21 protein-coding genes are annotated in these 24201 nt (G+C 35.5%); 5 read left to right on the top strand and 16 right to left on the bottom strand.

The annotated features are described in order from the left end of the window. On the bottom strand, positions 1-423 hold a 423-nt coding region (locus tag AACZ92_RS02905; RefSeq protein ID WP_339696945.1), incomplete at its 3' end, for a glycosyltransferase family 9 protein. Between the two features lie 4 nt (positions 424-427). After that, on the bottom strand, positions 428-1243 hold the full coding sequence (locus AACZ92_RS02900; protein WP_339696943.1) for a 2,3,4,5-tetrahydropyridine-2,6-dicarboxylate N-succinyltransferase: 816 nt from the start codon (positions 1241-1243) through the stop codon (positions 428-430). Positions 1244-1339: 96 nt separating this feature from the next. On the opposite strand from AACZ92_RS02900, the gene ruvX reads away from it, so the two are divergent. The 3 genes from ruvX to AACZ92_RS02885 all read left to right on the top strand — a co-directional run bounded on the left by ruvX (position 1340) and on the right by AACZ92_RS02885 (position 2855). Then, complete coding sequence (ruvX, locus tag AACZ92_RS02895; protein ID WP_339696941.1) at positions 1340-1750, top strand: Holliday junction resolvase RuvX; 411 nt, start codon at positions 1340-1342, stop codon at positions 1748-1750. 20 nt (positions 1751-1770) lie between these two features. Beyond that, a complete protein-coding gene (def, locus tag AACZ92_RS02890) occupies positions 1771-2361 on the top strand; it encodes a peptide deformylase (protein WP_339696939.1) in 591 nt (196 codons plus the stop codon). A 65-nt stretch (positions 2362-2426) separates the two neighbouring features. Further along, the gene (locus AACZ92_RS02885; protein ID WP_339696937.1) at positions 2427-2855 is read left to right on the top strand and encodes a DUF5606 domain-containing protein; all 429 of its coding nucleotides are present in this window, start codon (positions 2427-2429) and stop codon (positions 2853-2855) included. A gap of 72 nt (positions 2856-2927) precedes the next feature. Here the strand turns inward: AACZ92_RS02885 and nhaA are convergent, their stop codons facing one another. Then, positions 2928-4244, bottom strand: a complete 1317-nt coding sequence (gene nhaA / locus AACZ92_RS02880; protein WP_339696935.1) for a Na+/H+ antiporter NhaA — start codon at positions 4242-4244, stop codon at positions 2928-2930. Between the two features lie 233 nt (positions 4245-4477). Here nhaA and mazG point away from each other — a divergent pair, with 233 nt between their 5' ends. Continuing rightward, on the top strand, positions 4478-5251 hold the full coding sequence (mazG, locus tag AACZ92_RS02875; RefSeq protein WP_339696933.1) for a nucleoside triphosphate pyrophosphohydrolase: 774 nt from the start codon (positions 4478-4480) through the stop codon (positions 5249-5251). An 11-nt stretch (positions 5252-5262) separates the two neighbouring features. Here mazG and AACZ92_RS02870 read toward each other — a convergent pair whose 3' ends face one another. From AACZ92_RS02870 to AACZ92_RS02820, 11 genes are all read right to left on the bottom strand, one after another. Next, positions 5263-5904 carry a class I SAM-dependent methyltransferase gene (locus AACZ92_RS02870; protein WP_339696932.1) on the bottom strand — a complete coding sequence of 214 codons (642 nt, stop codon included), beginning with the start codon at positions 5902-5904 and terminating at the stop codon, positions 5263-5265. Beyond that, on the bottom strand, positions 5897-8005 hold the full coding sequence (locus AACZ92_RS02865) for a DUF349 domain-containing protein (protein ID WP_339696931.1): 2109 nt from the start codon (positions 8003-8005) through the stop codon (positions 5897-5899). Before AACZ92_RS02865 ends, AACZ92_RS02870 begins: the two co-directional genes overlap by 8 nt. A gap of 102 nt (positions 8006-8107) precedes the next feature. After that, positions 8108-8839 carry a shikimate dehydrogenase gene (locus AACZ92_RS02860; RefSeq protein WP_339696930.1) on the bottom strand — a complete coding sequence of 244 codons (732 nt, stop codon included), beginning with the start codon at positions 8837-8839 and terminating at the stop codon, positions 8108-8110. Next, positions 8832-9854, bottom strand: a complete 1023-nt coding sequence (locus AACZ92_RS02855) for a DUF368 domain-containing protein (protein ID WP_339696929.1) — start codon at positions 9852-9854, stop codon at positions 8832-8834. The genes AACZ92_RS02860 and AACZ92_RS02855 overlap by 8 nt, the downstream gene beginning before the upstream one ends. Next, complete coding sequence (locus tag AACZ92_RS02850) at positions 9855-10826, bottom strand: DUF368 domain-containing protein (RefSeq protein WP_339696927.1); 972 nt, start codon at positions 10824-10826, stop codon at positions 9855-9857. Positions 10827-10860: 34 nt separating this feature from the next. Next, positions 10861-12261 (bottom strand): tetratricopeptide repeat protein, encoded by a 1401-nt coding sequence (locus tag AACZ92_RS02845; RefSeq protein ID WP_117159712.1) that lies wholly within the window; start codon positions 12259-12261, stop codon positions 10861-10863. A gap of 127 nt (positions 12262-12388) precedes the next feature. Continuing rightward, the gene (locus tag AACZ92_RS02840; protein ID WP_339696919.1) at positions 12389-13588 is read right to left on the bottom strand and encodes an aspartate aminotransferase family protein; all 1200 of its coding nucleotides are present in this window, start codon (positions 13586-13588) and stop codon (positions 12389-12391) included. An 18-nt stretch (positions 13589-13606) separates the two neighbouring features. Beyond that, positions 13607-15391 (bottom strand): OstA-like protein, encoded by a 1785-nt coding sequence (locus AACZ92_RS02835; protein WP_339696916.1) that lies wholly within the window; start codon positions 15389-15391, stop codon positions 13607-13609. A gap of 54 nt (positions 15392-15445) precedes the next feature. Further along, positions 15446-16717 carry an adenylosuccinate synthase gene (locus AACZ92_RS02830; RefSeq protein WP_339696913.1) on the bottom strand — a complete coding sequence of 424 codons (1272 nt, stop codon included), beginning with the start codon at positions 16715-16717 and terminating at the stop codon, positions 15446-15448. Between the two features lie 6 nt (positions 16718-16723). Then, positions 16724-17176: a transcriptional repressor gene (locus tag AACZ92_RS02825; protein ID WP_339696910.1), complete on the bottom strand. Its 453-nt coding sequence runs from the start codon at positions 17174-17176 to the stop codon at positions 16724-16726. 24 nt (positions 17177-17200) lie between these two features. Further along, positions 17201-19405, bottom strand: a complete 2205-nt coding sequence (locus AACZ92_RS02820) for a RelA/SpoT family protein (RefSeq protein ID WP_339696907.1) — start codon at positions 19403-19405, stop codon at positions 17201-17203. A 187-nt stretch (positions 19406-19592) separates the two neighbouring features. Between AACZ92_RS02820 and bshC the strand changes: the two genes are divergently transcribed. After that, positions 19593-21185: a bacillithiol biosynthesis cysteine-adding enzyme BshC gene (gene bshC, locus AACZ92_RS02815; protein ID WP_339696905.1), complete on the top strand. Its 1593-nt coding sequence runs from the start codon at positions 19593-19595 to the stop codon at positions 21183-21185. Positions 21186-21235: 50 nt separating this feature from the next. Here bshC and AACZ92_RS02810 read toward each other — a convergent pair whose 3' ends face one another. Both AACZ92_RS02810 and AACZ92_RS02805 read right to left on the bottom strand, forming a co-directional pair. Then, a complete protein-coding gene (locus tag AACZ92_RS02810) occupies positions 21236-22279 on the bottom strand; it encodes a glutathione synthetase (RefSeq protein ID WP_339696902.1) in 1044 nt (347 codons plus the stop codon). 6 nt (positions 22280-22285) lie between these two features. Continuing rightward, positions 22286-24109 (bottom strand): tyrosine/phenylalanine carboxypeptidase domain-containing protein, encoded by a 1824-nt coding sequence (locus AACZ92_RS02805; RefSeq protein WP_339696899.1) that lies wholly within the window; start codon positions 24107-24109, stop codon positions 22286-22288. Between the last annotated feature and the right edge of the window lie 92 nt (positions 24110-24201).

The following is a 24201-nucleotide window of genomic DNA, read 5'->3' as shown; positions in this document are numbered from 1 at the left end:
TAGTAGCATTAACCTGTTTTCAATCGCCAATCCAGCTTGTGTTAATGACATGGTGTGCCGAGAAAACGTGTGGGTGTATGCAAACTGGGTGTACCATTTTTTATATGAAATACGGTATTTTGCTCCCGAGCTTTTTGCTATCCAAGCGCTGCTTATTTTAGCATACGCATCGATCACCACATCGTAGCCTTCCTTTTTTACACTCTCCCGCAAGGCCTTAAACTCGCTCTTAGAAGACTCCACTTCATTGGTAAATGGAATCACTTTATCAATAACAGGGTTATTTTCAATTACGGGAATGGTGTGCGAATTGACTAAGTAATGTAACTCAGCTTCTGGAAAATGGTTTCGTAATACCTCAAATAGCACGGTGGACGTTAACACGTCACCAATCATTTTTTGTTGTATTACGAGTACTTTCATCTAATTATACCGCTACATTATACTCGCGAAGTGCGTCATTAAGCGATGTTTTTTTATTGGTACTTTCTTTTCTTTTACCAATAATTAAAGCACAAGGCACTTGAAACTCTCCTGCAGGAAATTTTTTGGTATAACTTCCAGGAATTACTACTGATCGCGATGGAATTAAACCTTTTGTTTCAACAGGTTCATCACCGGTTACATCGATTATTTTTGTAGAGGCAGTCAAAACAACGTTTGCACCTAAAACAGCTTCTTTTTCAACTCGTACGCCTTCCACAACGATACATCGTGAACCAATAAAAGCATTGTCTTCTATAATTACTGGGGCGGCTTGTAAGGGTTCTAAAACGCCACCAATTCCAACCCCGCCACTTAGGTGAACGTTTTTACCAATTTGAGCACAACTTCCCACAGTTGCCCACGTATCAACCATCGTACCTTCATCAACATAAGCACCAATATTTACATAGCTGGGCATCATTATTACTCCTTTTGAAACGTATGCTCCATGACGTGCAACCGCATGTGGTACTACGCGTACCCCTTTTTCTTTATAGCCTTTTTTCAACGGAATTTTATCGTGGTATTCAAAAATACCAGCTTCCATAGTTTCCATTTTTTGAATTGGGAAGTATAAAACCACTGCTTTTTTTACCCATTCATTTACTTGCCATCCATCGTTGGTGGGTTCTGCACAACGAAGTTTCCCCTCATCGCAAAGTTTCACTACCTCGCGAATAGCATTTATGGTTTTGGTATCTTGTAATAAGGAACGATCGTTCCAAGCTTTTTCTATTATTTGTTGTAACTGGCTCATATTTCAATCAAAATTTAATCACAAAGATAAAAGTCCAATGCAATTAACTTCCCTTTTTTGGCATACTATTTTACAAACCCGTATTTTTGCAGCCGAATGGGACGAATTTTAGCCATAGATTACGGTACTAAACGCACTGGAATTGCTATAACTGACGAATTACAGTTAATAGCTTCCGGATTGACAACGGTACCCACAAAAGAACTATTCGATTTTCTGAAAAAATATATAGCTTCAGAAAAAGTTGAATTGATTTTGGTGGGCGAACCGAAGCAGAAAGATGGTACTGCGAGTGATGTAGAGGTTCATATTAAAGAATTTATTCTGAAGTTTTCCAAAGCATTTCCAGAATTGGAACTAAAACGGGTAGATGAACGATACTCAAGTAAAATGGCGTTCCAAACGATGATTGATAGTGGGTTAAAGAAAAAGAAACGCAGAAATAAAGCTTTGATTGATGAAATTAGCGCTACCATTATCCTTCAAGAATATTTATACAATAAATAGTTAGATTTAAACCCATACGAATGATTTTACCAATTGTAGCATACGGCGATCCCGTTTTAAAAAAGGAAGCAAAAGAGATTGATGCAGAATATCCAAAACTGGATGAATTGCTCGAAAACATGTACGAAACAATGTACGCTGCAAGAGGCGTTGGCCTAGCTGCGCCACAAGTAGGGCTTCCTATTCGTATATTTTTAGTAGATGCAAGCCCTTTTGCCGATGATGAAGATTTAACTGAAGAAGAGCGCAAACAACTTGAAGGTTTCAAAAAAACATTTATCAACGCTCGTATTTTAGAAGAATCTGGTGACGAATGGGCTTTTAACGAAGGGTGTTTGAGTATTCCGGAGGTTCGGGAAGATGTATTTCGCCAGCCAGAAATTGTTATTGAATATGAGGACGAAAACTTCAAAACCCATAAGGAAACTTTAAAAGGAATTGCTGCTCGTATTGTACAGCACGAATACGACCATATTGAAGGGATTTTATTTACCGATAAACTTTCGCCATTAAAGAAACGGCTGATTAAAAGTAAGTTAAGTAAAATTTCAGCAGGGAAAATCAACATTGATTATAGAATGAAATTCCCTAAAGCCAAAAAGAAACGTTAATAGCATTGCAAAGAATAATGAAACCGTGCATATTTGCACCTTTCAAAAATTGAAAAAGATAGTTTATGAGCTTAGAAAAAATTTTATCAATTGCCGGTAAGCCCGGATTGTACAAGTTAAAAACACAAACGCGTAGTGGTTTTTTAGCCGAATCATTATTAGACGGAAAAAAAATTAACGTAAGCGGACGTCATAATGTAAGTTTATTGAGCGAGATAGCGATCTACACGTTAACTGAAGAAGTTCCAATTAGAGAGGTGTTTTCAAAAATTTCAGAAAAAGAAAATGGGGGAGCGGCCATTAGCCATAAAGAACCTAAAATAAAATTGGAAGAATACTTTTTTGAGGTTTTACCAGATTATGATGAAGATCGTGTATACCCAAGTGATATCAAGAAAGTAATACAGTGGTATAACTTACTTCAAAAAAATGAAATTACAGATTTCTCCGAACCTGAAGAGTCTAAAGAAAAAGCTGCTTCAGAAGAAGAGTAATTACTATATAATAAATTATAAAAAAGCCCGTATCATAATTTGGTACGGGCTTTTTTATAAATTGAAATTTCCTTATTTTTTGGTACGTCTGTATTTTTTAGTTGAACCTACCCTTAGTATAAAGAATCCAATCAATGCAGAAATAAAGGAGCCAAGAAGGATGCCTATTTTAGCAGAATCAATATAGGCAGGATTATTTTTAAATGCTAAACTAGCCACAAAAATGGACATGGTAAATCCAATCCCAGCTAGAAAGGAAACTCCTATAATGTGTTTAAAAGTTATGTCGTTTGGTATTGAAATTAACCGTATACGCTGTGCAAAAAGGATAATAGTAGTAACGCCAATACTGTTTCCTAAAACCAATGATGCGGCAATAACCGTTATTAAACTAGTTTCTAGTTGAACATCGCTATTAAGCATAACTCCTGCATTGGCAAAAGCAAAAATAGGAATGATAAAATAAGCTACCCAACCGTGCAACCCATGCTCTAAGTGTTGCAGTGGACTTTGAAACTTACTGGTCCAATCTTCTAAATCGTCAATTTCTCTAATTTGTTCCTTGGACAGAATGGGTTTATTTATTACTTCAGCTTTTTTAATGTTATTGGTTATGTCCATTAGGTTATCAATAAAATCTGGAGTATGGATCTTTTGGCGTACAGGAATGGAAAACGCTAATAAGATACCTGCAATTGTAGGATGAATACCAGATTTTAAAAATAAGGTCCAAATAACGATACCAAAAATAAGAAGCATAAACCTTGAATAATACCCTCGGTACGAAACAAAATACAAGAAACCTAATAGTGCCATAGCTGCTGCTAATAGACCAAGGTTAATACTTTCACTATAAAAAAGAGCAATTACTAGAACGGCCCCAATATCATCAACAATGGCAAATGCAGTCAAGAAAACTTTAAGACTTAGCGGTACTCTATTTCCTAAAAGGTTTAGTACTGCCAAGGCAAATGCAATATCGGTAGCCATTGGTATTGCCCAACCTTCAGTAGTTTCAGGGCTTTTGTTAAGTAAAAAGAAAAACAATACAGGGATAGTCATCCCTCCAATAGCTCCAAAAAGTGGAAAGGCAATTTTCTTAACGGTATTTAATTCGCCAATTAAAAACTCTCTTTTTATTTCTAAACCAATCAAGAAAAAGAAAATGGCCATTAATCCATCATTAACCCAAAGTATAAGGGGTTTGTTTAGTTCAAAATCCTGAATTGAAAAACCAAGTTTATAGTCCCATATTGCTTGGTAGGTATCTGCATAAGGCGAATTAGCCCATATTAAAGCAATAATAGTTGCAACAAGCAACAAGATTCCACTAAAGGCTTCAATTTTTATAAATTTTTTGAAAGGTGTTACAAGAGCTTTTTTAATCATATAATAAAGATGCTAATTACGGCGCTAAGTTATGTGAGTAGCATTCATTGTTTTTTAGGTTAAAAAACAACTGTTTTTCTGCCAAATACTTACCGTCAGAGTCTGATTTTATACCGAATTTACAAACCTTAAAAATACGAATTTTGGTATATATTTTTTTATTTATGGTCGCTTTTTACGTTATAAAAACGATTTCCAGTAGCTTTGTTTTATAACTTTTGAAATACATATTTATGAACTCCAGAAAAGACCAATTGCGTGCATTTGACCGCCTTCTAACCATCATGGACGAACTTCGTGAACAATGCCCTTGGGACAAAAAACAAACCTTGCAGACCTTGCGACACCTCACTATTGAAGAAACATACGAACTAGGTGATGCAATTTTGGATAATAATCTTGAGGAAATTAAAGGCGAATTGGGCGATTTGTTGCTACATATTGTCTTTTATGCTAAAATTGGTAGTGAAACTAATGATTTTGATATTGCTGATGTCACCAACCAAATTTGTGAAAAATTGATATCTCGTCATCCACATATTTATGGTGATGTTGATGTGGCTGATGAAGAAGAAGTAAAAAGAAACTGGGAAAACTTAAAGCTAAAAGAAGGTAAAGAAAGTGTGCTGGAGGGTGTGCCGAAATCGCTTCCGTCATTGGTGAAAGCGAATAGGATTCAAGATAAAGTAGCTGGAGTAGGTTTTGATTGGGAAGAGCCGCAGCAAGTTTTTGAAAAACTAAAAGAAGAACTAGAAGAGCTACAACATGAAGTAGCAGATAACAATAAAGATAAAATAGAAGCCGAATTTGGGGATGTTTTATTCTCTATGATTAACTACGCCCGTTTCTTACATATAAACCCTGAAAATGCTTTAGAACGAACTAATAAAAAGTTTATTACTAGGTTTCAGTATCTGGAAAGTAAGGCTAAAGAAAAAGGAATAGCTCTAAAAGATATGACGCTATCCGAAATGGATGTTTTTTGGGAAGAAGCGAAACAGTTATAATTCTTTAAAAGTCAACTAGTAAAAACAATCAATCTTCCGTCAATTTTTACTTCAGAAAAATTAAAAGTCTGCTGTATCCATTTGAGTGTAGTTTCTGAATAAAATACTACGTGTGTTTTATCGTTTTTATAATTCCAATTTTCAAAATTGGTTGTGGTAGAAAAGAGATCTGTCATGCAATAGAGCTTTCCATTCGGTTTCAACAAACTTTTTAAAAGTGCAAACTCTTTATCTGGATTGTGAAAATGCTCCATCACTTCACAACACACTATAAAATTATATGATAGCTTTAATGCTTCTCGATTTGGATGAAAAAAAGTATCGTATAAGGTTAAAGAATACCCTTTATCGGATAGCATTTTGGTAATAACAGGGCCGGTTCCGGCGCCAAAGTCTAACCCAAGAGCATTGGTAGGAAAGTCTGTGGCTACAGCTTCAACAATAGGGGAAACAAAGTTTTGGTACCCAATATCCGTTATATCGTTATTATGCGTTAAATAACGTTCCTTTTCAGTTTTTTGAGACGGGTAATGGATACTTGCTTTAAAAACCAAATCACAAGTGTTGCATCTGTAAAATATACCTTCATTGCCATTATGGTATTCAAAATTATCATTAAGCTTACATAATGGGCAAATTGGGTGGTTAGGCATCTCTAACCGATTTTATTTTAGAAAGTTTGGCTTTCCAAACTTCTAACTGCTCTTTGTGTTTGGCAATGTTATTATGTACTTCTTTCACCAAAGGATTATCGTCATCAACATGTTTAAAGAAGCTCAAATTATTTTCTAATTGTCTAATCTCATCTTTAGTTTCATTTATCTTTTTCGAAATAAAGAAGTGTTCATTTTTAAGTTTTCGCTCATCATCCCGGTTACTTAGGGTGTTAAGCTTATTTTCAAATTTAATAAGCTCAGCATCTTTTTTGCTCAGGTCTAATTTATTGAACAAACCATCCAAGGTTTTATTAAATTTTTGTTCAATGTTTCGCTTTTTATAAGGGACACGACCAATTTTTTTCCATTCGCTTATATTTGCTTTAATGATTTTTAAATCTTTTTTATGATCTCCAGAAAGGTCAAGGTTGTTCATTTTTTCTAGCAGACTTTCTTTAGCTGCAAAATGTTCTTTTTCTTCTTCCTTTTCTTCGTCTTTTTGAGCGTGTAATCTATCAAAGTAATGGTTGCATGCTGCTTTAAACTGTTTCCAGATTTTATCACTGTATTTTCGTGGTACGTGACCAATTTTTTTCCAATCTGCTTGGACTTTTTTCATTAACGGAGTCGTGGTCTCTGTGTCGTCGCTGTCTTTATTGTCTTCGGCAATTTTCACTAACTTACGTTTCTTTTCTAAATTAGCATATTGCTCTTTTTTCTGATCTTTATAATAAGCATTTTTAGTCCTATTGAAAGTACGAGTAGCGTCTTTAAATGCATTCCAAATTCCTTTATTTAAAGCTCTTGGTACTTTTCCAGCGGCAAAATAGGCATCACGTAATTCTTGTACTTTTTTAATGGCATGTTGCCAAGCTTGATGACTAGGCTTGGTATTTTCTGTAACTTGCTTTATCTGGTTAATAAGGTCTTTCTTTACCTCATAATTAGCTTCATATTCCTTTTCTTGCTCTTCTAGGTGTGCGTGGCGTTTATCGTGAATAACTTTAGTAGCTTCACTAAATTTATCCCAAACATCTTCCCGGTATTCTTTAGCAACAGGGCCCACATCTTCTTTCCACATTTTGTGGAGCATTTGTAATTCTCTAAATGCTTTATTAATGTTTTTTTCTTGAGCTAACTCTTCGGCCCTGCCTATTAGCTTAAGTTTTTGTTCCAGATTATGTTTAAAATCCATATCTCTGAACTCACGATTTAAATGTAGAAAATCGTAAAAATTTTCAACGTGATGGTGATAATTATTCCATACTAAATTGTACTTATCCCTTGGTATAGCTCCCGCTTCGTGCCAACGTTTTTGTATATCTTTAAAGTGATTGTAAGTTTTGCCCATGCTTTCTTCAGCATTTAACAACCCTTTTAATTCCTCAATAAGATTTTGCCTTTTTTCAAGGTTGGCGTGGAGGTCGCGCTTTAAGTTTTTGTAGTGCTTATTGCGTTTTTCTTTATAATCAAAGTAAAGTGAATTAAAATCTTTCTTTAGTGGAGTGGTATATTGAAAGTCGATTATGTTTCCACCATCGGCCAAAAACTCTTCCTTTTTTTGCTCTAAAAGCTCATTAAATTTTGAGTTGAATTCTGATCTTATCTCTTCAACTTCATTTTTAATTTTTTGAACCGGATTGTTTTTGAGTAACGACTTAAACTCATTGATCAGCTCTTTTTTAGAAAGTTCGCTGTAGTCTTTTCCCTCGTCTTCTTCCTCATCTTCTTTTTCTTCCTCATCTGAAGAAGTGATTTCTTCTTCCTCTTCCTCATCAGTATTTTCATTTGAAACCTTTTCAGTTTCAGCTTTATCAGAAGTGACTTCTTCTTCAGGTGCAATTTCTTTTTCTGAACTTTCCTCGGATGGCTTTTCTACTTGTTCTTCGGAAGAATTTTCTTCTGCAGAAAGCTTTTCTGTTGGTGCTTTAGTTTTAGTAGATTCATCAACTAGTGCATTTTCTAATACCTCGGTATCCTCTTTAGAATCTGCTTTGTCAGTATTTTCAACTTTTTCTACTTCTTTTTTTGAAGAATTGATTGTTTCGTTGTTTTCTGAAACTGTTTCTTCTTCTTTTGCCGTTTTTTTGTCAGACATATCTTTCAATGTTTAGGTTCGTTATCCTTAAAGGGTCAAGATACTAACAACTAAGCAAACGACAAAGGTTCGGTCTTTTTTTTGAAAAGATTTAGTAGAAACTTACGATCGCCAAATTTTCCAAGCTTTTTTTGCTTGATGTTCCAGCATTTTCAATCCGTTACTTGTTCGTGCACCTTGTGCTTGCCCTAATTTTAGAAATTCTGTTTGCGACGGGTTGTAGATTAAATCAAAAAGCACGTGATTGTCAGTGATGTAGTGATAGGGAATGTTTGGGTATTCTGATACGTTCGGGAACGTGCCAAGAGGGGTGCAATTTATAATTAAAAAGTATTTATTTAGTACTTCCCTTGTTAACTCTTGATATGTAATAGTATTTTCAGTTTTTTTACGGGAGACGATTTTATACTGAAAACCCATAGTCTCTAAGACATATTTAATAGCTTTTGAAGCACCGCCAGTACCTAGTATTAAAGCTGTTTTTTCTTCAATAGGTAAAAAATTGGCAAGAGATTTTGCAAAGCCGTAGTGATCGGTATTAAAGCCTTTAAGGCTTCCGTCGTTCTGAAATTTTATGGTATTTACGGCTCCTATTTCTGAAGCTTCTTTGTCAATTCTATCTAAGAAAGGGATAATAGCTTCTTTATACGGAATGGTAACATTTAAGCCTTTTAAATCTTTAGTATTAGAAATTAATTTTGGAAACTCATTAATGTCTTCAATATCAAAATTTTGGTAAGTGTCTGCTCTGTTTTCTTGTTCAAATTTTACAGAAAAAAAAGTTTTTGAAAAAGAATAGGAAATGTTTTTTCCTATCAGTCCGTATTTAGCCATTATTTTTGGTTCTTGCTTTATGGTACCAATCTAAACTTAGTACGATTAGTATGCCTGCGAAAATAAAGAAAATAGCCCAAAAGGTATCGAAAGAAAATTCTGATGGCCAATAGCGGTCGTATCCAGTGATTATTACACGGTCATTGGCATCGTATTTTATCTTTCCGAAGGCATCAAGTGCATATATTTTTTCTTTCCAGGGCCAAACTACCCCTAAAGAGCCCGAAATAAAACCAATGATAACAGCGTAGGTGGCTTTTTTAAAACGTTTTAGTACATACGCCAAGAGATGTGAAAGCGATACCAAACCTACTAAGGAACCAAATGAAAAAGAAGCTAAGACTTTAAGCAACTCAATACGCTCTGGGTTGTTTACAAAGCTGAAATCTAACTGTGCCAAATCTATAAACGTATCGTATAAAGCATTGACCGAATCTACTAATAATAAAACATAATTACCTAGGAGGATTAGTATAAAAGAGCCCGAAAGTCCGGGCAAAGTCATACCGGAAACTCCTATAATACCACAAAAAAATACAAAAAGTAAATTGCTATTCTCCTTGGCAGGTTCTAGAAAACTAATGCTAATTCCAGCGATAATACCGCATAAAAGGTAGGCGACGTATTTTCGGTTCCAGTCACCAAAATCCTTAGCTATATAATAAATAGAACCGATAATCATACCAAAAAAGGCGCTCCAAACGTATAGCTCGAAATGTAATAATAACATATCTAGCAGTATAGAGATGCTGAAATAACTGATTATCATCCCCAGTAAAAGAAGTCCTAAAAAACGTCCGTTTATATATTGGTAAAAACTCCTAAAGCGACCATCAAATAGTAAACCAATAGCTTTTCGGTTTATTTTTTGAAGAGAATATATGAACTCTTCGTAAAAGCCTGCAACAAAAGCGACCACCCCACCAGAAACACCCGGAACTTTATTGGCAGCACCCATAGCTAGTCCTTTAAGAATTAGCCACATTTTATCGCTAAACGACCTTTCTTCGTACATTTATTTTTTGTTTTTTGAAACGGCTACACGCTCCAATATAAAAATACTCAAAAAGCCTAAGACCATAAAAATAAGAGCATATAGAATTTGTGGATCTTCAGGATACTGTGTGGGTATAATGCTACGTTCAATAAAAGGTACTTCTTCCCCGTGAGAGTTTAATCGATATTTTAAAACTTCTTTCCAGGGCCATATTTTATTTAGCGCTCCAACCATAAAACCTGTTAAGACAGCTAAAATTAAATTCTTATGGTTTTTAAACATCCAGTTTAATACACGAGAGAACACTTTTAAGCCTGCAATGGCACCTACTGCAAATATTCCTATTTTCAATAAGGCTTGCGAAATAAGCTGCCAATTGAAATTGGCAATGCCTTCTCCCAATTGCGAAATAGTTCCAATAATAGCCGTATAGGCTCCTAATAACAGCAGTATAAAAGCACCACTAATTCCGGGTAAAATCATAGCTATAATTGCTACAAAACCCGCAAAAAATAAAAACCAGGTACTATCTGCTGTTCCCAAAGGTTCTGCCAAGGTGATAGCGTAGGCGGCAACAGCGGCTATAATTAGTGCGATACTGACGATTACATTCCATTTTGTAACTTGTTTCCCTACATATAAAATACTTGCTATTACCAAACCAAAAAAGAAGGACCAGACCAAAATAGGGTGGTTGCTCAATAACCAAGTAATTGTTTTGGCCAGCGATAAAATACTGATTGCAACTCCTGCAAACAAAGCAACCAAAAAAGGAAGATTATAGGCTCTCCAAGCTTTTGAAAAGCTTTCTTTTTTCCAAAGTTTGAAAAAACCAAGGTCGAGTTTGTGAATGGTTTCAATTAACTCTTCATAAATGCCCGAGATAAAAGCGATGGTACCGCCCGATACTCCCGGCACCACATCGGCAGCTCCCATAGCTAGGCCTTTTGCAGTGATAACTAGATATTGTATAAAATTACGTTTTGGCATAGCAAAAATTTACTGAATGCCAAAAATACGTAAATTACAAAGAAGGGTTTTTGTGTTTTTCGATTATTTGCTGCACGGAAGGTCGCTGAAAAAAGTTAGGGAACAACTCTTCTATGATGATTACATATTCCCGGTTGAACTTCAGTCCATTTTTTAAGTGATAGACCGCCTTTCTTTCTTCAGTTAAAATATTGTACAAACCTGCAAACCTAAACTCTATTTCGGCATTTTCTGGATAAAACTCAGAAGCTTGCAAGAGATTTTTTACAGCTGCTTCAAACTCACCTAATTTCAACAAGAGGTCACAACGACTAAGCCAAGTGTTTAGCTCATAGTTTCCAAGTTCTAAAGTTCTACGATACCCGTGTTCTGCCTCTTCAAATAAATGCAACCTCAGATTAATACGGGCATACCGCTTCCAGTATCGTACATTTTCACTGTCTATATTGATTGCTTTTTCAATATAATAAAGGGATTTTTTGTAGTTCTTCTTCTTAAAATAGTGATCGGTAATCGCTATCCACCCTTTATCGAGTAGCCCATCTTCTTCTACACATTTTGTGTAAAACTGAAGTGCTAACTCGCTATTTCCTAGTTTTTCATAACATTTACCAATTCGTAATAAAGCAAAGGAAGTAGGGTCGTCTAATCCTAATGTTATGGTGTAGCTTTCAATGGCGTCTTCATATTGCTTCAATTTTTCTTGAACTTTTCCTTTTTCAAGATAAGCACCGATAAAACGATCATCGCTAATTATTGCAAAATCAAAAGCTGCCAACGCTTTTTTAAAGTCTTTTAAAATGTAGTACTGTTTTCCTACTTGGTGCCAAGCGACTTCACTGTAAGGGTTTTTATCTAGAAAATCGTTTAAATAATCTATCGCTTCTTCATGTTGTTCTAAAAATTCAAAACAGTAAATAATATTGTATAAAGCCGAGTAATCTTCTTCGTCGTTTTCAAGACATTTCATGAAAAATAGCTTGGCATTTTCAAAATCTTCCAAAAACAAATATTCCATCCCAATGAGGGCCATAACATCGTTTTCATCATTCGTGATTTCTAATGCTTGCTCCAATAATTGGATGGCATTTTTATGATCGTCACGTCTCGAAAAGATGTTCGCTTTTTGTATATAGACCTCTTGATTAGACTGTTCTAAGGAATACAGTTCGTCTAACATTGATTCTGCTACGTCCAGTTCATTTTCAAAAATGTGCATTTCAATCTGAAATAACTTCAAATTGGTCGCAGAAGGGTGTTGTTCCAATCCTAACTTGGTAGCCTTTTTTGCAAGGGCTATTTTTCCATTTTCAAGATAAAATTGAATAATGTCCTCAAACTCTTCCGAATCGAAAAAAAAGACACTGTTTGTCTTCAACATAGATTCAAAGCGGGAGAGGGAGAAGTTGTCGTGCTCGTTTGGAGGTAATTGCATACGGAACGTTTTACAGTTTCTTCTATTTTAAAGATACTAATGTAATAGGCTATTCAATAGTTATGCCGTGTTTGTTGTTAACAGGCTTATTAACAGTTGTTTTTATTTTTAAACGTCTAAAAAACAGCTACTTGAGTTTAATTTGTTGTTTTGAGATCTCATTAAGGATGCCTGTTATAATGTCACAGCCTTGCTTAATTTCTTCTTCTGAAATGGTTAGAGGTGGGGTGATTCTGACAGCTCGTGGTTCAAAAAGGAGCCAAAAAAGAATCAAATTATTGTCTTTACAGCGTAAAATAACTTCGGAAGCGATTTCAGCAGAGTCCATTATTAAAGACAGCATTAACCCTTTACCGCGAATCTCTTTAATTGAAGAGTGTGTTAAATACTTTCTGAATAATTGTTCCTTCCGAAGCGTTTTCGGAATTAAATCAGTTTCGGTTATTTCTAGCAAGGTTGCCAAAGCAGCAGAGGCAATAACAGGATTTCCGCCAAATGTGGTAATGTGTCCCAATTTTGGGTTATCCTTCAGTAGAGCCATATGTTTTTGTGAAGCTGTAAATGCACCAATAGGCAATCCGCCGCCCATACCTTTTCCCATGACCAAAATATCGGGAACTATATTAAAATACTGAAATCCGAAAAGTTTACCCGTACGACCAAAGCCTGGTTGAACTTCATCTAAAATTAAAAGCGTTCCTGTTTCATTACAACGCTCACGGACTTCCTGTAGGTACCCATTCTCAGGGAAAATAAACCCGGCACCGCCTTGAATGGTTTCCAGAATTACCGCCGCAGTTTTTTGTGTTATTTTATCAAGGTCGTCAATATTATTAAAACGTATCGGGAGGCAATCAGGTACTAAAGGTGCAAATGGGGTTTTTCGATCTTCGTAGCCCATTACGCTCAACGCGCCAAACGTGTTTCCATGGTATGCATTATGGGCGTATAAAATTTCAGACCGCCCAGTTACTCGGCGTGCTAACTTTAAAGAAGCATCGATAGCTTCAGCGCCGCTGTTAACTAAATAAGTAGTCTCTAAAGGAACGGGTAATAGGTTTGCTAAAAGTTTGGTTAACTTTACTGCTGGTTGTTGTATATACTCGCCATATACCATTACATGCAGATACTTGTCAAGTTGGTGTTTTATAGCTTTTATAATGCGTGGATGACGGTGTCCTAAACTACAAGCTGAAACCCCTGCAATAAAATCTAAGTGTTTGTTGCCGTCATTGTCGAAAATATAACTTCCTTCGGCATGGGAAATTTCGACGGCCAACGGATGTGGTGTGGTTTGGGTTTGATATTTAAAAAAGTCTTCTTTCATGGTCTTTCTGCATCTTTTTTAATTCTCTTGTTCTTCGGAAGAGTTGTCTTGTGCATCCTTTTTAGGATCGGGAGGTTTTCGTATTAAATCGTTTTGAATACTATCTGTCTCCCGTGTCATTGGTTTCGGGCCGTCTTCTCGATTTTGAAAGTCTTTCGCTTTAAGTTTAGATTGTTCAGGGATCTCCATCCCATCTTCGGGAACATCATCAAAAAATTCACCTTCGTCTTCAGGCAAACGAATTCCTTTAATTTTTGGTAGAATAGGAGCAGGTTTGTCTTTAAAAAGGTCTTCTACTTTTTGTAACCGCTCTTCACCTCGCCAGTTAAAACCTGGTAAAATACGTGCGTTTTCTGGGAATTGAGACGGAGGGTATAATTTTCCGTCAACATTCTTTAAGAAACGGACCCCAGTGATTTCCTGACTTTCCAAATACATTTGTATATCACTAGAAAGCGTATTGTTAATGCCTACTAATTCATCCTTTTCATTTCTAGAGAAAAAGATTACCTCGGCATTTTTATGAATATTGACAGTGTCTAATTCATTATCTGTAAATAACCCTATAAGGCGTTCGCCTTTTACTTGGTTGTATCCCGCACTGTCTTTTTGAATTAAAAACGCATTATTGAAAACTTTTAGGGTATCCAATTTCTCCGTTTTACTATTGGAAAGTATATGAATTGTATCACCCGTCATTTGATTTTCACCACTCCATAAAATTGGATTTCGAAGTAATTTGGTAATACCTTTTTTTTGGTTTACATAGATCGAGTCACTTTTGCCACTAGTAGGTTGTTCTCCTTCTGCACCTCTTTTAAACAATCGCGCCCGGTAAAATCCTTTTATAATTCGGTTTTCGGGTTTTCCTGTAACTTGTAATGTATCGGCGTGTACGTAAATGGAGTCTTGATCCCGTAGCGTAACCGCCACAGCACGTTTTGTAATGAAAACGGAATCTTTTTCACGAAACACTTCCGCATAATGCCCACGAATAATACTTTTGTTTACAGTATCGAGCACCTTAATATTGTTGGTTGCCGAAGCAAAACTTTTGTTTTGGTCAAAATAAATACTATCGCCGTATAAAATTCTATTTTCGTAATCTACACGAGAATTTTTTACAAAATGACCGGTTTTTGCACGGGTGTCATAATAGCCACGATCGCAATATATGGTACTAGATTCAGTCTTTATTGTTGAAGGACCATATAGATAAGCGCCTCCCGTTTCAGAATAAAAATCTAGTTGGGGTGAGTTTACTGTGTAATCAGGATTATTGATTACTACATCTGAAAGGAATTGGTATTTTTTAGTTTCGGCATAATAACGTCCAACTTGGCTTGTTAAGGTACTTGAAGTGTCTCTAACGGTTCCACCTGTTCGGTAATACGCTTGTTGTTTTATACGGTCAAAATAAAGAGTATCTGTTTTTAATGTTGTTTTTGGGTCTTTGAAGAGCACATCTCCACTGGCAAAAGCAAACTGAGTGTTACCATTGTATTCAGCATATTTACTGTCTAGTGTAACCGTATCAGCTTGGTTTATCTTTACATTACCATAAGCTTTTACAAAATTATCTTTTAAGTATACATACGCTTGGTCACACCACATTTCGACTCCTTCATGAACAATATACACTTGTCCAGTATCATCTTTTGTGTAAATAGCAGCATCGGGTAGTTCGGGTCTGATTTCAAGGTAGCCAGACTCTATGTCCACTTTTGTTTTCTCAGGTTCCTCTTGCGCATATAGTGTCATTCCGAAGAAAAAACAAAGTAGTATGTTTATGGATACTTTCAATATGTAGTTGCTTTTATACGCTTACGTAACGTGCCTTAACCTAGAAAAAGTATACTATCGCTCAATTGTTTGTACTCTGTCAGGGCCTACGGAAACAATTTTAATTGGAGTTTCTAGTTCTTTTTCTAAAAATTCGATGTAGTCATTTAGCTCTTTTGGAAGCTGTGATGCATCGTTCATTTTAGTTAAATCTTCTTTCCAACCTTTCATTTCGGTATAAACCGGAGTTATATTTTCCGCTTCGATATTGTACGGTAAATGTTCAATCGTTTCACCTTTGTATTTATAGGCAGTACATACTTTTAGTTTTTTGAAACCACTTAACACATCACCTTTCATCATCATTAGTTGGGTGACTCCGTTTACTTGCACTGCGTACTTTAACGCTACTAAATCGAGCCAACCACATCGTCTAGGACGACCAGTTGTAGCACCAAATTCGTTTCCTACTTTGGCCATTCGCTCACCGTCTTCATCAAAAAGCTCGGTAGGGAAGGGACCACTTCCGACACGCGTGGTGTAGGCTTTAAAAATTCCATAAACCTCCTTAATTTTACCTGGTGCAACTCCTAAACCTGTACAAGCTCCAGCAGCTGTGGTGTTTGATGAGGTTACAAACGGGTAGGTGCCAAAATCAATATCTAATAATGACCCTTGGGCTCCTTCGGCTAAAATGGTTTTATTTTCTTTTTGAGCTTTATGTAGATACTCTTCACTATCAATGAAGGTTAATGATTTTAAAACTTCGATTGCTTCAAAAAATTCAGATTCTAATTCGGCTAAATTGTATTGTATGTCTACATTATAGAAATCAATCATCGCTTCGTGCTTATTAGCAAGGGTACGATATCTTTCTTTCCAATCACTTAACTCTAAATCTCCTACGCGAATTCCATTACGTCCAGTTTTGTCCATATAAGTTGGACCAATACCTTTAAGTGTAGAACCTATTTTTGCTTTTCCTTTTGAAGTTTCACTAGCAGCATCTAATAATCTGTGTGTTGGTAATATAAGATGTGCTTTACGTGAAATAAGCAGTTTCTTATTAATATCAAGATTAAACTGAGAGAGGTTGTCTAATTCTTTTTTGAAAATAACAGGATCTATAACTACTCCGTTACCAACTAAGTTTACGGCATCTTTGTGGAAAATACCACTGGGAATAGTGTGTAAAACATGTTTTATGCCGTCAAATTCAAGTGTGTGACCTGCATTTGGGCCACCTTGAAAACGTGCAATTATATCATAGTTTTTGGTGAGAACATCGACGATTTTTCCTTTTCCTTCGTCGCCCCATTGTAATCCAAGTAGTAAGTCTACTGCCATAATGTATTATTGATTGGTCTGTTTTCGGTTTCCGTAGAAATAAAGAGAATGCTTTGTAATTTCAATATCAAAAACCTCTTCGATTGTTTTCTTAATAGTTTGTATACGCGGATGGCAAAATTCAATCACTTCACCATCAGATAAAATTACGTGATCGTGTTGTTTATCAAAATATGATTTTTCGTAATGCGCCTGATTTTGACCAAACTGATGTTTACGTACTAAACCACACTCTAGTAACAACTCAATAGTATTATATAATGTTGCACGACTAACGCGGTAGTTTTTATTTTTCATGTTGATATAAAGGGATTCTATATCAAAATGTTCTTTGTGGTCGTATATTTCTTGAAGTATGGCATAGCGTTCTGGTGTTTTACGGTGACCTTTTTCTTCAAGGTAGGCCGTAAACACATTTTTAACTATTGCCTGGTTATTTTTCTCAGTTTTGGTACTCATATCAAAGATGCAAAGTTACTCATTTTAAACTCGTGTAACTTTATCTATTCCGTTTATTTTTTTCAATTTCAAGACTAGATTGTCCAATACATTTTTATTTTTTACCACGACAGTTATTTTTCCGTTGAAAACCCCGTCATCACTATCAAAATGGACACCCCTCATATCTATATTCATATTATTTGATATTAGCTTTGTAACGTTATTAACAAGTCCAACGGCATCGATTCCTGTTATCACCAACTTAGCTTTGAACTCGCGTTGGGTAGAGTCAATCCATTTGGCTTTCATAATACGGTAACTGTAGTTACTTTGCAGTTGCAGCGCATTGGGACAGTTTTGTTTATGTACTTTTATGCCTTCGTTTACGGTAACGAAACCAAATACATCGTCTCCAGGAATGGGGTTACAACAATTTGCCATTTTATAATCCAACCTTTCTTCTTCCTTGCCAAAGACGAGTTGATCATATTTTTCGGTAATTTCCTCTTTGTTTACATCTTGAGGTTTATCTGGTTTTCGTATTTTATTTTTAAAGAAATTTACAAAAGCATTACTTCGCGATGCAGCAAAATCTTTCAACTTTTGATTATCAATAATACCAGCGCCTACGCGATAAAAGAGGTCTAAACTAGTTTTTACTTTAAAGAAAACAACTAATTGATTAATGGTTTTTTCATCTAAAGTAATTTTTAGCGACTTTAATTTACGTGCTAATACAGCTTTCCCTTCTTCGGCAATTTGCTTTTTCTCGTCTTTTAAAGATGATTTTATTTTTGAGCGAGCCCTACCCGTGGTTACATAATCAAGCCAGTTAGCAGAGGGGTTGCTTTTTTCTGAAGTAATAATTTCTACTTGATCGCCACTTTTTAACACGTGGCTTAAAGGGACTAACTTTCCATTTACTTTTGTCCCTCTAGTGTGCATTCCTACTTCGGTATGTACTTGAAAAGCAAAATCTAAAGCTGTGGAGCCTTTGGGTAAAGAAAATAAGTCTCCTTTAGGTGTAAAGACAAATATTTCTTTCGCGTACAGATTTAGTTTAAACTCTTCTACAAAATCTACAGCACTGATTTCAGAATTTTCAAGCGTTTCTTGTAACTTATTTAGCCAATCATCAAGACCGCCGTCTTCTTTTTCTTTGTTTTTGTATTTATAATGTGCAGCATACCCTTTTTCAGCAATTTCATTCATACGCTCACTACGAATCTGTACTTCTACCCATCTGCCTTTTGGTCCCATTACGGTAATATGAAGTGCTTCATAACCAGTAGACTTTGGGGAAGAAATCCAATCTCGTAATCGCATGGGATTAGGTCTAAAGTGATCGGTTACAATTGAGTATATTTTCCAAGCGAGGAATTTTTCATTTTCAAGATCACTTTTATAGATAATACGCACAGCAAACTTATCGTACACTTCATCAAAGCTTACGTTTTGAGCAATCATTTTTCTGCGAATTGAAAAAATTGATTTTGGGCGCCCTTTTATTTCATAATTTAAATTTTCAGCATCAAACGAATCTTTCAGAGTTTTGGAAAAAGCTTCAATGTAAGCATCTTGTTCTTCCTTGCTATCCCTTATTTTACTATGAATATCATTGTAAACTTCGGGCTCTGTGTATTTTAAGCCTAAATCCTCGAGTTCAGTTTTAATGTTATATAATCCAATGCGGTGAGCCATTGGAGCATAAATGTATAATGTTTCCGAAGCAATCTTAACCTGTTTGTGTGCTGGCATGCTATCCATTGTCTGCATATTATGCAAACGATCAGCAATCTTTATAATGATAACCCGGATATCCTCATTAAGCGTGAGTAGCATTTTTCTAAAATTCTCAGCCTGTAACGATACGTCTTTATCGTACGGCATATTAGAGATTTTAGTTAAACCATCTACAATACGAGCCACAGTTTCTCCAAACAGTTGTTCTAAGTCTGTTAAAGTGTATTGGGTATCTTCTACTACATCATGAAGTAAAGCTGCAGCAATAGAGGTTGCGTCCAGTCCAATTTCGGCAGCTACTATTTTCGCTACGGCTATCGGGTGGAATACATACGCCTCACCACTCTTACGTCGTTGATCCTTGTGAGCATCTACAGCTACATCAAAAGCACTTCTAATTAGTTTTTTATCATCCGCAGTAAGGTTGCGGTAACTAATTTTAAGCAGTTTCTTATACTCCTTGGCGAGTTGTTTCTTTTCGGCTTCTATAACAGCTTCGGTCATAAACTAAATGTACAATTTCAATATGTATTAAACAACAAAAGTTTTGTAGTTTCTTGAGGGATTGACTTTCAGATTAAGAAAATATATATTTTTGATCTAATACCTTAAAACCAAATTAACATTAACGTATCTTTAAAATCACAACTCATGTAAAGTAGTTACATTTGTGTGAATCGTTACAGACTGTATGCCAACAAAAACTATCCCGTACCAAGAAACCAATTATTTTTCAAGTTTAATTTGTGATTATCTTGCTGAAAAAGATGCGTTAAACCCGTTCTTCGGAAATTTCCCAAAACTGGAAAATTTCGGTAAACAGATTGAAAAAAAGCAAGGTTTTACACAGGAATCTAGGGAGATGTTAGTTGAAGCCTTAAAAAAGCAATATATAAACGTTTCCATTTCAAAAGAAACACGTGATAACATTCAATCGCTTTCAAATGAGAAAACGTTCACCATTACTACCGGACATCAACTTAACTTATTTACGGGCCCACTTTACTTTTTGTACAAGATATTTTCAGTAATTAACCTTTCAGAAAAATTAAACAAAGAACATCCTGAAAACCATTTTGTGCCCGTTTACTGGATGGCAACCGAAGATCACGATTTTGAAGAAATTAATTATTTCAATTTCAAAGGAAAAAAAATACAATGGAATAAAGATGCTTCTGGTGCGGTAGGGGAGTTGTCAACCCAAGGACTAGACGAAGTTTTAGAAGTAGTGCAGGCTAAATTAGCAAACAGTGAAAGCGCTCAATACCTTATAGATCTTTTTACGGAGGCGTATACAAAGCACAAAACATTGACTCAAGCAACTCGTTATCTGGCTAATGAGTTATTTAAAACATATGGGTTAGTAATTGTAGACGGAAATGATACTTTGCTAAAAAAGGCTTTTGTTCCGTATGCTGAAAAAGAACTAACCGAAAATTTATCCTTTAGAAAAGTAACAGAAACCACCAAAAAACTAACCGATTTAGGCTACTCCGAACAAGTACACCCACGAGAAATCAATTTATTTTATTTAAAAGAAGAACTCCGTGAGCGTATTATTGAAAGAGATGGAACTTTCTATGTTAACGAAACTGAAATATTTTTTTCAAAAGAAGAATTACTTGAAGAGTTGGAAAATTATCCTGAGCGGTTTTCTCCAAACGCGTTATTACGACCGCTATTTCAAGAAGTGGTATTGCCTAATTTGTGTTACGTCGGTGGTGGAGGCGAATTGGCTTATTGGTTTCAGTTAAAAGATTATTTTGAAGCAATGGAAGTGCCGTTTCCCATGTTGTTACTTCGGAATTCTGTATTGCTAATGTCTTCTAAGCTTTCAGAAAAATTAGAAAAGTTGGATGTTTCAGTAGAAAATTTATTTTTGAAACAACACGAATTGAAAACAAATCATACAAAATACCTTTCAGAAATTAATATTGATTTTTCAAAACAGCGCGAGCATCTTCAGCAACAATTTAAAGATTTATATTCAATAGCTGAAAAAACAGATGTCTCCTTTTTAGGGGCCGTGGGTGCTCAAGAAAAAAAGCAATTAAACGGTTTAGATAATCTTGAAAAACGCTTATTAAAAGCTCAAAAACGCAAACTTGCTGATGAGTTAGAACGGTTAACAAATATCCAAGATACCTTATTCCCAAAACAAAGTTTGCAGGAACGCACTATGAACTTTTCAGAATTTTATCTGGAATATGATGATGCATTACTTTCAGAAATTAAAGAAAACTTAGATCCTTTGGTGAATGAGTTTACAGTGTTGGAATTGTAGGGCTTCGATACAATCTTATTGAAATGATAATTAAAAGAATAGTGTTGAAATTACATAGTTGCTAATCTACTGTTAAAGAGATAATCTTCATAAGTATTGTTATAGTGTACTTTCTTCTCAATTGATTTTATAACTTCCACAGCAAAGTCGGTTTTGTACATTTCGCCCATTACATTAAGTCCACCGGGACTGAACACATTTATTTCCATCAATTTGTCACCCACAATATCAATACCGACTAAAAACATACCATCTTGCACCAATTTTGGACGAACAATTTCTGCTAATTCTAGAATTTGATCTGTCATTTTCACTTTTTGTGGTTTTCCGCCGGCATGAATATTACTTCGAATATCACCGCTAGCATTTACACGTTGCATAATGGCGTATTTTCCATCTTCAGATTGTAACGGAACGCCGTTCATTAAAAATAACCGAGTGTCACCATTTTTAGCTTCTGGAAGATATTCTTGAGCAATTACAAATCCGTCACGACAGATAGCATCAATAGTTTGGGAAAGATTTTTTTCACTTTTACTATCCATCATAAATACGTTTTTCCCTCCCGAACCTTGCAAAGGCTTTAAAATCATTTTTTGCTTTTGTTCTTTAAAAAAATCTTTTATTTCTTGTTGATCACGTGTAATTATAGTTTTCGGGCGTAATATTTCAGGAAAATGCTGAAAATACATTTTGTTTACGGCACTGGCTAGTGTACTAGGATGGTTTAATACCAACACCTTATCTTGCATAGCGATTTCTCCAAAAATAAAGGCTGCATTCTGTGCCCATTCACGTTCATCAATTTCATCAGAAGGATCATTACGTAGAAAAAGAACATCTAATTCTGCTGAGGTAATTTTAGTAAACTCTTCTTTTTGAACAGCTTTAAAATACGTTTCTTGGTTATTGAATTTTTTTCCAGTTATAGTTTTACAACGAGCGGAAAGATGACCATCACTGGCATATGCCAATTCGCCTACGCCAATAAAAAATACATCGTGGTCTCTTTTATAGGCAGCATAGCCTAGTGCTGGAGTTGTATAATTAGGCTTTTCGGTTTTATGGTCGTTAATAATAAATGCAATTTTCATAGGTTTCTAATTTAGCAATTCGGTTAAGTGTATTCCGTCTTTTAATTTTTGAAGGCGTTCTTTGGCGATATCTCGCTCTAAAAAGCGTGGTAAAACAGGTTTTTTAATAATATTTCGGTGTAATAACTCTTCAATTAAATTCACGTGATTGGTATTAAACTTACCGGTGTATAAGGTTTCTATATTTCCACCGTCTTTGATGTAATCCATAATGTTTAATAATCCGGCAAGGTAAACAGCGTCTTTAATGAGACCGCCGCCTCGGTAAATTCGCATGGTAATGTAATAGGATGTGTATTCGGTAAAGTTGTAAGTGTTGTGAAGCATAGAAAATGTTTCAATAAATGAAGCTCCATTAACTAATGAATTGGCGGCTTCCACACGACCGGCCAACAGGCGTAATCTATTAATGGTAAGCCCATTTACTAAATATTCGGCTAAAACGGCTAATCCTTCTTGCAATTTATCATACCCAGAAAAACCTGCATACATTTGTTGTAAAGGTTGTCTTTTTCCGTTGCAATAGGTCAGAATATGTGTAGCTACCTCGTGTTGAACCAAAGCATCACAGCGACTAGCATCCATAGAGAGTTTATCACTAATTAATAATTTGGTTTTTGAAACCATAATTCCTGCAACGTCTTTTCGTATTTGAAGACCTAATTCAAGTTTTGGGAACTTTTCTTGGTAGTAATCAATTTCTTCTTGCGCATGTTTAGCAAATTCGTGACAATCAAATCGATTCATGTCACTTCGATCATCTGACCTTGGGAATTTTTTCAAAATAGCTGCGGCACCTTCTAGTACTTCAGGTTTAATAGTACCATACAGGCTTTCTCCTATAAAACGAAAATTATCGGTGCCTCGTTCTTCAAGCATTGTCAATTGCTTTTCAATTTCCAGACGCTTATCCCGTAAAATAAATGACAGTGTAGGGTCGTCTACTTTATCAATGGGTAGCTGATATAATTTTCGCTTTTCTTGTTCGGGGTCTAACGCAATAAGCCGGTAATTAAAAGCAGGTTTTTCTTGAAATTTATTCTCTTTAAATCGTTCCCATTCGTGCGTAGCATTTACTGGCGTGGTGCGAAGTAAAAAAGACATGCGTTCGCTAATTTCAGCTAATTCTTGATCTGCTTGTAACGTAATTCTATCTAAATTGGTTTTGCCTAGCATTAGGTAATGATTAAAGGGATTCGAGGTTTGTACCCGAATAAACTCATAGACCGCACGTTTTACTATCTCTGAAAAACGAGAACTGAATTTCCTATAAAAAATAGAAAACAGTTGGTTTTCCTCTGGACGTTCATAAATAGTTGGAATGCCTAAGCCAATTATAAGTGCACCAGACTCTTTACTTTCATCAATTTCAATAAGTGCATTCAAGTGTTCTGGGTGCCGAGAATGCGTATCATTTACAGTAGCAGATATTTCTGGGTAAATAACACGAAGTTCATCAAACCCTTCTTTAAAAGCGGCTATGGTTGCTGGAGCTTTAGCTTCAGGACAGAAAATTTCAAACTCTGCATCGTGATCCTTTCGTAAGGGCCACATTTCAATAATTAAAAAAGCATTTAATTGTTTAGAAATGGTTTTTGAGATACATTCTAACAAGTTTGTAACATCAACAGTATCCTTTACCACAAGATAGGAGGCTTGTGTTTTTAAAAGGCCTGAAAAATTAGTGTCTTTTTCTTTATACCTGTACACGCATATGTAGGGAAGGAGTTTGTCTATGTGTAATTCTCCTCCTTCAGCAATTGTCTCACTGACTGGAAGTTCTTCTTCAAGATTTTTGCAGATGGTGTTGATTAGCTTTTGTGAAATCATAGTAATTAAATTTACTACAATTAACATTCAACTACGATTTATGAAATTGTATTTAGTAAAAAATTAACTGCAAACGTTAGAAGAAATAAAAA

This window comes from uncultured Marixanthomonas sp. (genome assembly GCF_963974425.1).
Lineage (GTDB): Bacteria > Bacteroidota > Bacteroidia > Flavobacteriales > Flavobacteriaceae > Marixanthomonas.
This window is presented reverse-complemented; position numbering and strand designations above follow the sequence as displayed.

Excerpts from the sequence above, each read along its gene's own strand:
- AACZ92_RS02810 (WP_339696902.1), bottom strand. The coding sequence starts at position 22,279 with ATGAAAATTGCATTTATTATTAACGACCATAAAACCGAAAAGCCTAAT.
- bshC (WP_339696905.1), top strand. The coding sequence starts at position 19,593 with ATGCCAACAAAAACTATCCCGTACCAAGAAACCAATTATTTTTCAAGT.
- def (WP_339696939.1), top strand. The coding sequence starts at position 1,771 with ATGATTTTACCAATTGTAGCATACGGCGATCCCGTTTTAAAAAAGGAA.
- AACZ92_RS02840 (WP_339696919.1), bottom strand. The coding sequence starts at position 13,588 with ATGAAAGAAGACTTTTTTAAATATCAAACCCAAACCACACCACATCCG.
- AACZ92_RS02900 (WP_339696943.1), bottom strand. The coding sequence starts at position 1,243 with ATGAGCCAGTTACAACAAATAATAGAAAAAGCTTGGAACGATCGTTCC.
- AACZ92_RS02825 (WP_339696910.1), bottom strand. The coding sequence starts at position 17,176 with ATGAGTACCAAAACTGAGAAAAATAACCAGGCAATAGTTAAAAATGTG.
- AACZ92_RS02850 (WP_339696927.1), bottom strand. The coding sequence starts at position 10,826 with ATGCCAAAACGTAATTTTATACAATATCTAGTTATCACTGCAAAAGGC.
- ruvX (WP_339696941.1), top strand. The coding sequence starts at position 1,340 with ATGGGACGAATTTTAGCCATAGATTACGGTACTAAACGCACTGGAATT.
- nhaA (WP_339696935.1), bottom strand. The coding sequence starts at position 4,244 with ATGATTAAAAAAGCTCTTGTAACACCTTTCAAAAAATTTATAAAAATT.
- mazG (WP_339696933.1), top strand. The coding sequence starts at position 4,478 with ATGAACTCCAGAAAAGACCAATTGCGTGCATTTGACCGCCTTCTAACC.
- AACZ92_RS02820 (WP_339696907.1), bottom strand. The coding sequence starts at position 19,405 with ATGACCGAAGCTGTTATAGAAGCCGAAAAGAAACAACTCGCCAAGGAG.
- AACZ92_RS02860 (WP_339696930.1), bottom strand. The coding sequence starts at position 8,839 with ATGGCTAAATACGGACTGATAGGAAAAAACATTTCCTATTCTTTTTCA.
- AACZ92_RS02830 (WP_339696913.1), bottom strand. The coding sequence starts at position 16,717 with ATGGCAGTAGACTTACTACTTGGATTACAATGGGGCGACGAAGGAAAA.
- AACZ92_RS02870 (WP_339696932.1), bottom strand. The coding sequence starts at position 5,904 with ATGCCTAACCACCCAATTTGCCCATTATGTAAGCTTAATGATAATTTT.
- AACZ92_RS02885 (WP_339696937.1), top strand. The coding sequence starts at position 2,427 with ATGAGCTTAGAAAAAATTTTATCAATTGCCGGTAAGCCCGGATTGTAC.
- AACZ92_RS02805 (WP_339696899.1), bottom strand. The coding sequence starts at position 24,109 with ATGATTTCACAAAAGCTAATCAACACCATCTGCAAAAATCTTGAAGAA.
- AACZ92_RS02845 (WP_117159712.1), bottom strand. The coding sequence starts at position 12,261 with ATGCAATTACCTCCAAACGAGCACGACAACTTCTCCCTCTCCCGCTTT.
- AACZ92_RS02865 (WP_339696931.1), bottom strand. The coding sequence starts at position 8,005 with ATGTCTGACAAAAAAACGGCAAAAGAAGAAGAAACAGTTTCAGAAAAC.
- AACZ92_RS02855 (WP_339696929.1), bottom strand. The coding sequence starts at position 9,854 with ATGTACGAAGAAAGGTCGTTTAGCGATAAAATGTGGCTAATTCTTAAA.